The organism is Aliikangiella maris (assembly GCF_040719265.1).
Lineage (GTDB): Bacteria > Pseudomonadota > Gammaproteobacteria > Enterobacterales > Kangiellaceae > Aliikangiella > Aliikangiella maris.
The window spans coordinates 89,347-102,656 of sequence record NZ_JBFDAH010000010.1; the positions used below are offsets into that span (position 1 = coordinate 89,347).

The 13,310-nt window shown below is 39.1% G+C and carries 9 protein-coding genes; 5 read left to right on the forward strand and 4 right to left on the reverse strand.

The window, feature by feature from the left end:
• Nucleotides 1-745: 745 nt before the first annotated feature.
• Nucleotides 746-3,349: a TonB-dependent receptor gene (locus ABVT42_RS11320; RefSeq protein WP_353895678.1), complete on the forward strand. Its 2,604-nt coding sequence runs from the start codon at nt 746-748 to the stop codon at nt 3,347-3,349.
• 77 nt (nt 3,350-3,426) lie between these two features.
• Here ABVT42_RS11320 and trhO read toward each other — a convergent pair whose 3' ends face one another.
• Nucleotides 3,427-4,446, reverse strand: a complete 1,020-nt coding sequence (trhO, locus tag ABVT42_RS11325) for an oxygen-dependent tRNA uridine(34) hydroxylase TrhO (RefSeq protein WP_353895677.1) — start codon at nt 4,444-4,446, stop codon at nt 3,427-3,429.
• A gap of 368 nt (nt 4,447-4,814) precedes the next feature.
• Between trhO and ABVT42_RS11330 the strand changes: the two genes are divergently transcribed.
• On the forward strand, nt 4,815-6,305 hold the full coding sequence (locus ABVT42_RS11330; protein ID WP_353895676.1) for an aspartate kinase: 1,491 nt from the start codon (nt 4,815-4,817) through the stop codon (nt 6,303-6,305).
• 153 nt (nt 6,306-6,458) lie between these two features.
• On the opposite strand, the gene ABVT42_RS11335 is transcribed toward ABVT42_RS11330, so the two are convergent.
• Nucleotides 6,459-6,947 carry an Lrp/AsnC family transcriptional regulator gene (locus ABVT42_RS11335; RefSeq protein ID WP_353895675.1) on the reverse strand — a complete coding sequence of 163 codons (489 nt, stop codon included), beginning with the start codon at nt 6,945-6,947 and terminating at the stop codon, nt 6,459-6,461.
• Nucleotides 6,948-7,123: 176 nt separating this feature from the next.
• Between ABVT42_RS11335 and ABVT42_RS11340 the strand changes: the two genes are divergently transcribed.
• Complete coding sequence (locus tag ABVT42_RS11340) at nt 7,124-7,948, forward strand: class I SAM-dependent methyltransferase (RefSeq protein WP_353895674.1); 825 nt, start codon at nt 7,124-7,126, stop codon at nt 7,946-7,948.
• 241 nt (nt 7,949-8,189) lie between these two features.
• Nucleotides 8,190-9,920: a M28 family metallopeptidase gene (locus tag ABVT42_RS11345; protein ID WP_353895673.1), complete on the forward strand. Its 1,731-nt coding sequence runs from the start codon at nt 8,190-8,192 to the stop codon at nt 9,918-9,920.
• A gap of 150 nt (nt 9,921-10,070) precedes the next feature.
• On the opposite strand, the gene ABVT42_RS11350 is transcribed toward ABVT42_RS11345, so the two are convergent.
• Nucleotides 10,071-10,751: a peptidylprolyl isomerase gene (locus ABVT42_RS11350; RefSeq protein ID WP_353895672.1), complete on the reverse strand. Its 681-nt coding sequence runs from the start codon at nt 10,749-10,751 to the stop codon at nt 10,071-10,073.
• Between the two features lie 241 nt (nt 10,752-10,992).
• Here ABVT42_RS11350 and ABVT42_RS11355 point away from each other — a divergent pair, with 241 nt between their 5' ends.
• Nucleotides 10,993-12,231, forward strand: coding sequence for an EAL and HDOD domain-containing protein (locus ABVT42_RS11355; protein ID WP_353895671.1), 1,239 nt, complete (start codon nt 10,993-10,995; stop codon nt 12,229-12,231).
• 89 nt (nt 12,232-12,320) lie between these two features.
• Here the strand turns inward: ABVT42_RS11355 and ABVT42_RS11360 are convergent, their stop codons facing one another.
• A complete protein-coding gene (locus ABVT42_RS11360) occupies nt 12,321-13,277 on the reverse strand; it encodes a DUF808 domain-containing protein (protein ID WP_353895670.1) in 957 nt (318 codons plus the stop codon).
• Nucleotides 13,278-13,310 lie beyond the last annotated feature (33 nt).

Consider the following 13,310-nt stretch of genomic DNA (forward strand, 5'->3'; position numbering starts at 1 on the left):
TAATTAATTGATTTAAAAACTTGTCGATGATGAAACAATGTACAGCCCAATGGTGTTATGCTAAAAAAATATGTTTTTTAAATTCATTCTTTATCCAAAATAAAAATATTTATTGAATGCCTTATCTCTAATTTGCGAACTTTCTAAGGGAAAAAACCTCTTTAAGAGATAAAAAAATATTTAATTCGATAAAAGAAACACTTTTTAGTTTTTTTTTCACCTTCTATGAACCAGTTCACACTTTAACAGACTGAATTTAGTATAGTCGCTTGGCAATTCGTATACAGCAGTAAGCGATCAGTTTTAAACAATAAAAGAATAGTGAATAAGTATTAATCACATAAACAACTACTGATAAGAATAATAGCAATCTACCAGGTAATAAATGTCTCAATGTGGCAGTTATCGTTTAACTAACCTTTTTCACATTGATCTATTTACTGTGAATTTAATTGCGCATTCCTTTATTTAGTATGTTTTTCAAGAATTAATATTTAACATCAACTATTTTTATACGTTGCGCTCGGATAAATCAATGAAACACGTGGGATTTGTCGTTAGCATTTAAAATGTTAAACCACATGCTTGCCGGTTTTAGTTGATAAATATTTGTCATCAATTGATTTATCTGTTGCATCGCTTATCAAATTAAGCGCTTATGATTAATTGCTAAATCAAGCTGTTGTCCAATTGTAAGCCTAACAATACTAAATCATACAACCTAAGGATATAGGGCGTTAAAACGATGAAAACAAAATTTAAACTAAATATTTTAAACCTTGCTCTGGCAGGTACTTTAACTGCCAGTTTATTACCTTTGACAACTAATGCAGCGGAAGATGGTGAAAATCAGGAAGAGCAAAAAGTTACAATCGTTGGTTCACATATCAAGCGCAGTAACATTGAAGGTCCAGCACCAGTTCAGGTCATTGACCGTGAGGCTATTGTTGGTTCAGGTCAAACAACTCTGCAACAACTATTTGAAAGATTACCGTCTTCAGGTGCGGGTTCATTCTCTACTCGAGGTAACAGCCAAGACTCAACAGGCAATGGCGGCGCAGCGATCAGTTTACGCGGCTTTGGTGCCGACGCGACACTGGTATTAATTAATGGTCGCCGTGCAAATATCAGCGCGTTTGCTGAAGGTATCGTGAACAACTTTGTTGATTTGAACAGTATCCCGCTTTCAGCAATTGAACGCGTTGACATTTTAAAAGATGGTGCATCTGCTATTTATGGTTCAGATGCGGTTTCTGGGGTAGTTAACATTGTACTACGAAAAGATTTCGTTGGCTCAGAAGTCACCGTAGGTTATGGTTCAACCACCAAATCAAGCTCTGACGAACGCTCCTTAAATGCAATTTTCGGCTTTGGTAATTCACAATCTAACGGTACTTTAATCCTTGATTATTTTTCTACCAGCGAATTAAGAAACTCTGATCGTGGCCGTTTAGGTTCAGCAGATCAATCGGCTAATGGTGGATATGATCTACGCTCTTCTCGCGGATTTCCTGGACGATATGTACTTGAAGGTGACACCGACCCAACAATCGATCCCAATTGTCCACCAGAAAGAGCCGCAGGACAAACCTGTGTATTCGACTACGGCCCCTATGGCTTTTTAATTCCCGATATGGAACGTGCAGGCGCCATGTTCTTATACAACAGCGAAATAAAGCCAAACCTGGATTTATATTTTGAAATTTCAGCACAGCGCAACACCTCTCAAGCTGGTGGTGCACCGACGCCACTTGATGCCGATGCAGGCTTAACAGTACCAGCTTCTCATCCTAATAATCCATTTGGTGTTAATTTGGCAATCGATCGCCATCGTACAGTAGATGCAGGCAATCGTGTTTGGGATATTCAAAGCGATAGCCTACGTTTCGTAAGTGGATTAACGGGGTTTGTTGGTGACTATGAGTGGGATGTCTCTTTCACTAAAGCACGTAGCCTTTCGTTGCAAACGGGTGACCGCACTCAAGGTTGGGTGCGAACAGACTTCTTGCAACGTGAAATTGATGCTGGACGATACAACCCATTTGGTGGAACCGTCAACTCTCCCGAAGTTATTGATGCTATAACGACCAGTCTTATCCGTCGCGGTGAATCTCGCTTAAGCGCTTTTGAAGGCTCGATTACCGGTGATTTATTTGAACTGGAATCAGGTAACAGCGTTGCTATGGCAGCCGGTTTTGAATACCGTGACGAGAGCGTGATTGATCAACCAGACGATCAATTCCAACGTGGCTTAATTTTCGGTACAGAATCCGTTTCTGCACAAGCCAAGCGTAATCACTGGTCAGTTTACACTGAGTTTGCTATTCCTTTGGCGGATAATATCGAAATGCAATTAGCAGGTCGTTACGATGACTATGAATTCGCAGGCACTTCAACTAATCCTAAAGTCGGTATTCACTGGAATGTAAACGACGACTTGGCTGTTAGAGCATCATGGGGTACCGGATTTAGAGCGCCTTCTTTAGCACAAATTGGTTTAGGCCCGTCACAAGAATCTCGTTTCTTTGTTGATCCATACTGTTCACAGGTTCCAGCTTGTGTTGCCAACGCAGGTGCAGCAACAGACTTAACCGTTAACCTTGGTGGTAATCCAAATCTAGAACCAGAAGAGTCGGAATCATATAACCTCGGTATCGTTTGGGATGTAACTGATGACTTTAACCTTTCATTCGATTATTGGGATATCACACAAGATAAAAAAATCGATGAAGCCAGCGTTGGTGAAGCCACTTTATTATTCTGTAATCCATCAGCAATGGTTCCAGGCTTGTGTGTCAGAAACCCTCAAACCAACGAGCTCTTACAAGTTAGTAGCACATACGTGAACATTGCTTCACAAGAAGCTACAGGGTTTGATATCACCGCCAATTATAAAATGGATCTGGCCGATATGGGTCAATTAAAAATTGGATTTGACCTGGCTTACTTATCTAACTTTGAAAAAGATGACCTGGAATATACCGGTAAATATGGATACCCAGAAATTCGTTGGAGCTCAACCACTGAATGGAAACTAGGTGACTGGAAGACAACCGCAACCTTAAGCTATATTGGTGAATTCGAAGATCAACCTGACTTCGATGAAGATGGTACTTTTGATTTTGCAAATCCAAATGCACGCACAGTTGATTCATGGCTAACCTTGGATTTACAAACTTCGTGGGATGTTAACGACTCACTGAACTTAAGCTTTGGCGCATCAAACCTGCTTGATGAAGAAGTACCTTTTGCTGCGGGCGACCTGAACAATGACCTATATGGTTATGTTCAAGCCGTACATGATCCTCGTGGTCGATTTGTCTTTACTAAAGCAACACTTCGTTTTTAATTAGTAGTAAATCGTTAATTCAAAAATAAAGGGAGCATGCTCCCTTTATTTTTTTTAAATACATCAATTTCAATTGATTAGCGACTTGCCGATTGTGCTGCTCGACTTTGTGCAATTTTTTCTGCTTTACGTTGCTTCTTTTGTTCACGCTTTTTTTCCAACGCAATAGCGGCATAATCGCCAATGTGTGTTTCCCCACGCGCTTTAGCCAATTGAATTTGTTTTTCACGCTCCTCAAATCGCGCTTTTTGCTCTGGCGTCGTTTGTTCAAAACAATGCGGGCAACTGACCCCAGCCATATAGAATTCACTTTGCATATCTTGCTCAGTGATCGGTAATCGGCACGCATTGCATTGTTGGTAACTACCTGGACGTAATTGGTGATCAACCGTCACGCGATCATCAAAAACAAAACACTCACCTTCCCAAGTCGATTCCGCTTGTGGCACATCTTCCAAATATTTTAAGATGCCGCCTCTTAAATGGTACACTTCCTCAAACCCTTCTTGCTTTAATAGTGCCGTCGACTTTTCACAACGAATCCCTCCAGTACAAAACATAGCAACTTTCTTGTGAACGGCTGGATCCAGGTGCTGCTTGACATAATCGGGAAACTCGCGAAAAGTTTTGGTATTTGGATTAACCGCATTTTTGAATGTGCCCACCGCAACTTCATAATCATTACGCGTATCAATCAATAAAACTTCAGGATCATTAATCAGTTCATTCCAGTTTTCAGGTTCAACATAAGTACCAACAACGCGGTTAGGATCGATATTTTCAACCCCCATAGTGACAATTTCTTTCTTAAGTTTAACCTTGGCACGTTTAAAAGGTAGTTCATGACTAAGTGATTGCTTATTGACAATATCAGCCAGTCCTGGTTGTTGTTCAAGCCACTGCAGTAGCGCATCAATCGCAGCCGGTAACGCAGCTACAGTGCCATTAATTCCCTCTTTGGCGAGTAACAGAGTACCTCTAATTTGATGTTCCTGCATAAACTTTAACAGAGGTTGTTGAACAGATTGGAAATTAGGTAATGACACAAATTTATATAGCGCACATACCACAAATTGATTTTGCGTAGATTCAGACATATTTTTCCTCTTGCTAGCTGAAGCGTAAATTCAGGGCAAAAATTCGAAGCAGCATTATAAGGCAATTAAAATTACAATCAAGTATTTTGACTACATTTTAATCAGCCAACTCTCTTAGTTTAAATCTCAATCTCATTAAAAGCGTCAATTGATTTCTTTTGTAAAGCTATCGATTAATCAGTCGACCTAACCGTATCGCTATAGCGTACAATAATTCGGCGTTCAATTGAGTGATGACAGAAAATAATGCTACAGTGTACTTAAGAGCCAATCAGTAATAAAAATTTATCATGTCTGTAGCGTGGAAGGTCATTAAATTTGGTNATGCTACAGTGTACTTAAGAGCCAATCAGTAATAAAAATTTATCATGTCTGTAGCGTGGAAGGTCATTAAATTTGGTGGCAGCAGTGTCAGCGTGCCCGAGCATTGGGAAAAAATATCGCAAATCATTAGTCATCATTTAGCTCAAGGGTTTCGACCACTTGTCGTTTTTTCAGCTTTCAAAAATGTTTCTAATCTACTCGAAGCGCTACTACACCAAGCTAAGGCGAATGTTCATCAAACAGCGATCACTCATTTAAAAGAACTCCACATCGGTTATGCTGCGCAACTTGGTGTTGATACGAGTTGTCTCGATGAGTGGTTTATACAACTGAGCAATACCTGTGAAATAATAGCCAACGAACAAACCATTTCTGCAAAAAATCATGCGATGATTGTGGCAACAGGCGAACTATTGTCTAGCACCATTGGTGAAAAATATTTAGCCAAGCAATTAGGCAATACTTGCTGGCAAGATGCTAGAGCGATTTTAAAATCGACACAACAAAGTAATGCCTGGCAACACTATACAAATGCCGATTGCACTTATGAAGCCTCAGCCCTATGGCAACAGCAATTGGCAAGACTGCCTGATGTTGTGATCACGCAAGGATTCATCGCCAGTGATCAACAAAATGATACTGTACTTTTGGGCAGAGAAGGTTCAGACACCTCTGCCAGTTATCTGGCGGCCATTGTTCAAGCAAAAGCGATAGAAATCTGGACAGATGTACCAGGTGTTTTTACTGCAAATCCTCAAGAATTATCAGCAGCAAGACGAATCAATTGTTTAACCTATGAACAAGCAGAAATAATGGCCAAGTGTGGTGCAAAAGTTTTGCATCCACGAGCCATTCAACCCGCCAAACAAAATCATATCGATATCGAGGTAAGATGCACACATGCTCCTCATTTAGGTGGCACATCAATCATCACTAAAAACAAATTTCATTTACAACAATTTGACTTTAATAAAAATCAATTGCTATCAATTGCAAAAGAAGAAAATGTTGTTTGGTTAGTCTTACCCCAACCTGTTCGATCTGCTTACAACGAATTAGTTTTCAGACTCTGCCAAATAGGCTTTAATTTATTACTTGAAGTTGATGCTGCAGATGATGATCCATTTAATCTACATTTGATTTTTATTTATCTCAATACTGATAAACCACAACCCGAATTAGAACAATTGATTCAGGTTGTTGCGAACAAAAATATTAAAATTCACTCAAATTACACGATGTTGAGTTTGATTGGTGTTACCGAACTTCCTGAAAAATCTTTGATCGAGCACTGTTTACACACGAATATACAATCGAACTCACGTATTGCCCCAATAACCTGCTTAACCCATAATCGTTACACACAATTCATTATTCTTGGCCGCGATTGCACAGAGTTATACGCTAAATTACACGCTGTTTGGTTTAATAATGGGATAGACTCAAGCGTCATTAATAATGATTGCGGTAAAAATCCCCCCGTCGACAACCAATTGTTTTCATCTAGCTGGCAAGCGCTCGTTCAGCAAACTTAATCGGTCTCAAATCAAGCTTTATCGATTAAACATTCAATTGAAATTTGAAAATCTATTTGATAATAACTGCGGATCTAGTACAAATCATTGCGAAAAGATAAAAAAAGCGCAAATAAATTTGCGCTTTAAGCCTGAAAAAATAGTGCTAAGTGGTTAACCAGCATTTTTGTCAGATGGTTCACGAATAGGATATTCGGTTGCCTTTTTCAACGTTGATAAAACAACTGATGATTTAATTTTACCCATGCTATTCAAGCGTACCAGCTTTTCACGAACAAAAGTTTCATATTCGTAGATATCTTTACACACAACCTTGAGCATAAAGTCATCTTCACCAGTCACATGGTAACATTCTAAAATCTCATCGAGTTCATCAACAGTACGATAAACTTCGTCCAGTGTATCCTTAGAATGATGATGCAATCTTACAGAAACCATCATCAACGTGCCCAAATCGATCTTTTTGGGCTCCAGTATCGCAGTATAACCAACAATGTAGCCGGAGTTTTCTAGCTTTTTCACCCGCTCTAATGTCGGCGGAGGAGAAAGCCCAAGTTGAGACGCCAGTTCTTTATTGGTGATCCGTGCATTCTTTTGCAAAATTCGTAAAATCTTGCGATCTATTTTATCGAGGTGTGTCATTATATTTTCTTATTTCATACTTCAACAATATGTTATTGCATGGTACATTCGCTGAGATGCTACTGCAAGATCAAGATGTACTCCGTAAGGTATAATTTAGTCAAAAATTAAAAAAAATACAGCTTACTTACACCTGAGATTGATTTCTTTGAAAAACACTAATAAGGATCTGACAAATGCAAAATAAAATAAATACCGTCATTAAACTCTCACTTTTCATTTTAGTGATGTTTAACTTTAGTTTTGGACAAGCGGCAACCGTCGATAAAAAGCTTGTCGACGTCGTTGCTGGAAAACACCGCACCCCCACATACACTGAACGTGATAAATATCGTCATCCAATTGAAACACTTAGTTTTTTTGGTATAAAAGATACAATGACAGTGGTAGAAATATCTCCTGGAGGCGGCTGGTATACAGAAATACTGGCGCCTTATTTAAAAGATAACGGTAAATACATAGCCGCAGGTTATGATGTAAATTCTGAATCCGAGTATTACCGACGCAGTGCAACTCGGTTTCATAAAAAACTTTCAGATAAGCCAGAAGTTTATGGCAAGGTGCAACATGGTATTATGCAACCACCTGAGCAATTGGACTTTGCAAAACCAGAGTCAGCCGATTTGATTTTATCATTTAGAAATACTCACAACTGGCATCAACGAGGTTATTCCGAAGCTGTCTATAAAGCGATCTTTAAAGCGTTAAAGCCAGGTGGAACTTTTGGTTTAGTGCAACATAGAGCCGGTAAAGCAACCCCAGATACCAGCGGTAAAATGGGTTATCTAAATCAATCTGAAGTTATTACACTGGCAGAAAAGGTTGGTTTTAAACTTGTTGATCAATCAGAAATCAATGCTAACGTTAAAGACACCAAAGATTATGCAAACGGAGTTTGGACTTTACCACCAAGCTTAAACGGAAAAGATAAAGAAAAATACCTCGAGATAGGTGAAAGCGACAGAATGACGCTAAAGTTTATTAAACCACTAAAAAAATAAACCATTCAATGATATAGCGTAACAATTGCATTCCAATTTGCTGACTCAATAAAGTAATCAATTCAGTCAACAGATCAATCAACTTAAGTTGCGCTATACTCAACATAGCATTTCAAATCAGTAACTTGAATAGGACTATATTCAATTATATTCAATTATATTCAATTATATTCAATTATATTCAATTATTAGTGTAGTTACTGTTTTCTCATTTTTTATTCATTTTGGAGTTGCTGAGCGCATGTATTTATTCCGATCTTTTTTATTAGTTTTTTTGCTATCCAAAACTCGTCTTTTATATACAAAAAACTTTTTATCCAAAATAGGTTTTTTATGCAAAACGATTTTAGTATTTTTTCTCGGTTATTCCAGTGCTGTTTTATCTGATAACCAAAAAACAGATGATTTTGAAAAAGGTTATCATCACTTTAATCTGACAGAAATTAAAAGCCATATCAAACTGCTGGCCTCAGATGAATTTGGAGGGCGCGCACCAGCAACTCAAGGTGATAAATTAACGACCGAATTATTGGTAAATGAATTCACCAAAATGGGACTATCCCCAGGCAACGGCAAAAGTTTTTTACAAAAGGTGCCACTCACCTCGATTGTAAGTACACCTACCTCACAATTAAAACTGGGTAATAAAACACTCAACTATTTAACTGAATTTGTTGCTAACAGCCGTAAAACTCAATCACAAGTGTCTTTAAACCAATCAGAGTTAATTTTTGTCGGTTATGGCGTTAATGCGCCAGAATACGGTTGGAATGACTATGCAGGTATCGACGTTAAGGGAAAAACCGTTGTTGTATTGGTAAACGATCCTGGCTACGCGACACAAGACCCAGAGTTATTTAATGGAAACACAATGACTTATTATGGGCGCTGGATTTATAAATATGAAGAAGCCGCCCGTCAAGGTGCCGCCGGCGCCATAATCATACACGAAACCCAACCTGCCAGTTATGGCTGGAATGTCATTGAAAGTAGCTGGTCCGGTGCGCAATACCATTTACCGGCTAGTGAGGTCAATGAGCCAGTACTCGATGTTGAAATGTGGATCACCATTGAACAAGCCAAAGCATTATTTCAACAAGCCAAGCTCAATTTTGAAACACTCAAACAACAAGCTAAAAACAAAGACTTTAAAGCGGTTCCATTAAATTTAAACGCCTCAATTAAACTTAACAACGAAATCGAGTCATCGTCTTCTAACAATATTATCGCCACCCTGCCCGGTAAAAAACGCCCCAATGAACATATTATCTATATGGCACACTGGGATCATTTAGGTACAACAACCGTTAATGGTGAAACTCGCATTTTTAATGGTGCTCATGATAATGCCAGTGGAACGGCCGGAATAATTGCGATAGCTAAAGCTTTTCGTTCGCTCAAACAACCATTAGATCGCTCAGTCACCTTTATTGCTGTTACCGCAGAAGAACAAGGACGCTTGGGTTCTCGCTATTTTGCCAACCATCCAACAATGCCACTCAATCAGATTGTTGGCTTGATTAATATGGACAGTTTAAATATTACCGGGTTAAAAAAAGATGTCAGAGTTGTTGGATTTGGTAAATCGGAACTGGAAGATTACTTGAGTCAAGCAGCACAAAGACAAAATCGGGTATTATCCCCTGAACCGACACCTGAACGTGGCTACTATTATCGGTCAGATCATTTTAGTTTGGCCAAAAAAGGGGTTCCGGGCTTAAGTGCAGGAGGTGGAAGTCAACCACTTAATGATGCTCAGGCAAAAATTGCTGAGTCAGTCGGCAAAATGGTCGGTCAATGCTATCACCAGGAATGCGACGAATATCAAGAAAGCTGGGGATGGGATGGCGTTATCGCAGATCTGCAGCTTTACTATGAAACAGGGTATCTACTTGCACAAACCAAACAATGGCCTAACTGGCGTGAAGGGACCGAGTTTAAAGCCGCACGCGATAACATGATGAATCCCTGAAATAACCAACATTAAGAATGTGCCTTACATGAGATTTGATCTAGCTTAGACCTGACCTGGATCGGACCTGACCTCAATTGATACGCTGCTCATTTTAAGCAGCGTATCAATTTATCTATTTGTTTAATCCTGTCTAACGAACCGAACTATCTAAGACTCGACAATTCGAATTTTCGCTGTAACAATCTTAACTTCTTCTTTGGTTTGTCCACTATATGAACCGAGTCCTTCAATAACTTTCAATGTATCCATACCATTAACCAACTCACCAAAAATCGTATGCCGACCGTCTAGATATGGAGTCGCCTTAAAAGTAATAAAAAATTGAGAGCCATCGGTGTTAGGACCCCGATTTGCCATACTTAACATGCCAGCTTTATTATGTTTGGCTTCTGGACTAAATTCACCACCATATTGATAGCCGGGTCCGCCTGTACCATTACCTAAAGGATCGCCCCCCTGCGCCATAAATCCGTTAATCACTCGGTGAAAAACCAGTCCATCATAATAGCCTAACTGGGTCAAATACATGGTACTCGATACATGCATCGGCGCAATCGATGGCATCAGTTTAATCGACAACAAACCTTTGTTAGTTTGCAGATCCCAATAGAATGTTTGCCCCTGTTCAAATTTAAATTGGGGGGGTTTTGGTAATTTGGTACGCCAATCCGCAGCAGACTGATCAATTTTTTGCTGTTGAATAAATTGTTTAACGGCAACCAGCGTTGAGTTTTCCTGAGTACAGCCACTCATTAACACTATCAATGCACTGATAAAAAGCGCACTTATCGTCCACGATTTACCCTTTGTTAGTTGTAGGCGTTGCATAATATCCCCTTAAATTCTATAAAGTTTTCATCGATTCACTGGATCTGGATTATAAAACCCATCAACAAAAATTGGAATAACGGCCGCTGGACATTGTACTAATCTCAACTACACTAAGACTATGTCTAATGAATAGTTCGAATCAGTTGTTCAACTCTTATTCAAACCTTATCTACAAGGTAAAACCAATAAAGTATGGACACCGACATTGCCTTAAAGCCGTTGATATAAGTAGTAAAAAATGATGAATCCGGTGGAAAATGACTTACTCTTTGCGCGCCAACCTATTTTTGATGGAAATAATAAGCTTTATGGCTACGAACTTTTATATCGTGGTATCAATCCGAATTTTGCAGTTTTTGAGGATGGCAACAAAGCAACCAGTGAACTTCTTATCAACTATTGTGGTGGTATTTTAAACAACGAAGATGCGCCTTATGTAAAAATATTTATTAATCTCACCCGCCAGTTAATTCTTTCCGATTATTTCTTCCCATTAGAACCATCTCGTGTAGTGATTGAAATATTGGAAAATACCATTGTTGATGATCGATTAGTCAACCGAGTCATTGAGCTAAAATCAAAAGGCTATGAATTTGCATTGGATGACTATAGTTTCAGACACGAATACGACCCACTCGTGCCACTCGCCAACTACATTAAGATTGATTTGCAGCATATTTCAGAGGTCACGCTCAAAGACAGTATGCAAGATCTCGAACACAACGTGCTTGCGCAAACCCCTAAAAGACCACTGTTTTTAGCCGAAAAAGTCGAAGAACATGCGCAATATGAATACTGCCGGAATATTGGCTTTGAATTATACCAGGGCTTTTATCTCGAACGCCCTCAACCAGTCTACGGCAAAAAGATCAGCAACTCCTCAGAAATCGCCTTGCAAATTGTCGCCAAGCTACAAGAACCACAACTCAATATTGATAGCCTGTGTCATTCGATATCACGCGATACCAAACTAAGTTACCAAATACTCAAAATCATTAATAGCCCTTTATGTCGCCTACCAAGAAAAGTCAGTAGCCTTAAAGAAGCTGTCATTTTTTTGGGACTAGAGCAAGTTAAAAAGTGGGCAATGGCGATGGCATTATCTAATTCATCGACTCAGTCATCGGCACTATTTCAGATATTGCTGCAGCGCGCACGAAGTTGTGAACTCTTTGCAATCAGCCAAAATTATGAAAAACCTGAAAGTTTTTTTACGGTAGGGTTATTTTCAGGTATCGATGCAGTGCTGCTTGCCGATAAAGCCTGGCTCATTCAAAAGCTGGATCTGGCAACTGAAATTAATGAGGCACTACTCGAGGAAAAAGGTACAAAAGGAGAAGTATTGAAATTGGTAATAGCCGCAGAAAAATCAGATTGGTTAGCAACTCATCACTTGCCCGAAGAACAATTAATTGAACTGTTTTCTGCTCACGAAAACTCAGTTAACTGGGCGCATCAAATGTGCGCCATGTTATAACTCATATAATTGTCTTCTTATATTATCGAACAGACCAAAATGCTCTTAAATAGTGTTGTTCTCAAACAGTCTTTCTCTCACCAATCAAGCTATTCAGTTAACGTTTTTTTGGTAAACAATTTTTGACCGACACCAACAATGGCAAATACAACTATTCCAGCCATAATGCCAATTACGCCACTATATAAAACGGGCGCCAAAAGGCCCAGCATTGCTCCAACTGTTGTAATCGACTGCATCCAGGTTTCGAGGTGATGACCAATTGACTCAATCAATGGAATACCATGAATAATAATACCGCCACCGACTAAAAACATTGCAGCCGTTCCAACAATAGACAACATTTTCATTAAAAATGGGGCAAATACAAGTAATCCACGTCCGACAGCCCGTTTTAGTCGAGCCCCTAAATGTTCACCTTGTCGTTTAATCAAGTAAAAACCAGCATCATCTAACTTAACAATTCCTGCAACTAATCCATAAACAACAACAGTAATTAAAATTGCAATTCCTGAAACCACCGAAACCTGCGTGACAAACTCCGCATCTTTAACCGTACCCAGCGCAATAACAATAATTTCAGCCGATAGAATGAAATCAGTACGAATCGCACCTTTAATTTTATTTTTTTCAAAAGCAACCAAATCAACTTTTGGATTACGTAATGCATTGACTATTTCTTGATGCTGCTTATCCTTTTCTTCCTTTGAATGAAATAAGCTATGGGTAATTTTTTCAATCCCTTCAAAACATAAGTACAAGCCCCCCACCATCAGTAAAGGCAAAATTAGCCAGGGAATAAAGGCACTAATAAGCAACGCCGCTGGAACCAAAATTAATTTGTTTTTAAAAGAGCCTTTGGCAACAGCCCAAACCACGGGAATTTCACGTTCAGCACGAATGCCACTGACTTGTTCTGCATTTAAAGCCAAATCATCGCCTAACACGCCAGCAGTTTTCTTTGCCGCCACCTTGGTTAAAACAGCAACATCATCTAACACGGTAGCGATGTCATCTAAAAGTGCAAGTAAGCTCGATCCAGCCATTTAGTCTTTTCCTGAACAAATTATTAATTTAAC

Excerpts from the sequence above, each read along its gene's own strand:
- ABVT42_RS11320 (WP_353895678.1), top strand. The coding sequence starts at position 746 with ATGAAAACAAAATTTAAACTAAATATTTTAAACCTTGCTCTGGCAGGT.
- trhO (WP_353895677.1), bottom strand. The coding sequence starts at position 4,446 with ATGTCTGAATCTACGCAAAATCAATTTGTGGTATGTGCGCTATATAAA.
- ABVT42_RS11330 (WP_353895676.1), top strand. The coding sequence starts at position 4,815 with ATGTCTGTAGCGTGGAAGGTCATTAAATTTGGTGGCAGCAGTGTCAGC.
- ABVT42_RS11335 (WP_353895675.1), bottom strand. The coding sequence starts at position 6,947 with ATGACACACCTCGATAAAATAGATCGCAAGATTTTACGAATTTTGCAA.
- ABVT42_RS11340 (WP_353895674.1), top strand. The coding sequence starts at position 7,124 with ATGCAAAATAAAATAAATACCGTCATTAAACTCTCACTTTTCATTTTA.
- ABVT42_RS11345 (WP_353895673.1), top strand. The coding sequence starts at position 8,190 with ATGTATTTATTCCGATCTTTTTTATTAGTTTTTTTGCTATCCAAAACT.
- ABVT42_RS11350 (WP_353895672.1), bottom strand. The coding sequence starts at position 10,751 with ATGCAACGCCTACAACTAACAAAGGGTAAATCGTGGACGATAAGTGCG.
- ABVT42_RS11355 (WP_353895671.1), top strand. The coding sequence starts at position 10,993 with ATGATGAATCCGGTGGAAAATGACTTACTCTTTGCGCGCCAACCTATT.
- ABVT42_RS11360 (WP_353895670.1), bottom strand. The coding sequence starts at position 13,277 with ATGGCTGGATCGAGCTTACTTGCACTTTTAGATGACATCGCTACCGTG.